At 49.7% G+C, this 581-nt stretch carries 6 tRNA genes; all 6 read left to right on the top strand.

The features are described from left to right. Window positions 1–6: 6 nt before the first annotated feature. The 6 genes from TR08_RS21980 to TR08_RS21955 all read left to right on the top strand — a co-directional run bounded on the left by TR08_RS21980 (window position 7) and on the right by TR08_RS21955 (window position 567). A tRNA-Asn gene (locus TR08_RS21980) sits at window positions 7–81 on the top strand. Window positions 82–91: 10 nt separating this feature from the next. Beyond that, window positions 92–182, top strand: a tRNA-Ser gene (locus TR08_RS21975). 9 nt (window positions 183–191) lie between these two features. Next, window positions 192–263 (top strand) — tRNA-Glu (locus TR08_RS21970). A 56-nt stretch (window positions 264–319) separates the two neighbouring features. After that, window positions 320–396 (top strand) — tRNA-Asp (locus tag TR08_RS21965). Between the two features lie 19 nt (window positions 397–415). Next, window positions 416–490: transfer RNA gene (locus tag TR08_RS21960), tRNA-Gln, on the top strand. Window position 491: 1 nt separating this feature from the next. Further along, window positions 492–567: transfer RNA gene (locus tag TR08_RS21955), tRNA-Lys, on the top strand. Window positions 568–581: the final 14 nt, after the last annotated feature.

Raw genomic sequence — 581 nt, 5'->3', positions numbered from 1 at the left:
TATTATTCCGCAGTAGCTCAGTGGTAGAGCTATCGGCTGTTAACCGATCGGTCGTAGGTTCGAGTCCTACCTGCGGAGCCATTTTTTTTATGGGGAAGTACTCAAGAGGCTGAAGAGGCGCCCCTGCTAAGGGTGTAGGTCGGGTAACCGGCGCGAGGGTTCAAATCCCTCCTTCTCCGCCATAAAATTAAGGCCCCTTGGTCAAGTGGTTAAGACACCTCCCTTTCACGGAGGTAACACGGGTTCGAATCCCGTAGGGGTCATCAGGGACGGGAGATGATTATAGCTCATTTCCTGTTTCTTATTTAAAACAACATTTGGTCCGGTAGTTCAGTTGGTTAGAATGCCTGCCTGTCACGCAGGAGGTCGCGGGTTCGAGTCCCGTCCGGACCGCCATTTTCACAATAAATATTGATGGGCTATAGCCAAGCGGTAAGGCATCGCACTTTGACTGCGACATGCGTTGGTTCAAATCCAGCTAGCCCAGCCAAGAGCCATTAGCTCAGTTGGTAGAGCATCTGACTTTTAATCAGAGGGTCGAAGGTTCGAGTCCTTCATGGCTCACCATTTTATATTTTATT

It is taken from the genome of Neobacillus niacini, assembly GCF_000759675.1.
Taxonomy (GTDB): Bacteria; Bacillota; Bacilli; order Bacillales; family Cytobacillaceae; genus Neobacillus; species Neobacillus niacini_A.
The sequence above is the reverse complement of the archived record's forward strand: the minus strand, read 5'-3'. Positions and strand labels throughout refer to the sequence as shown.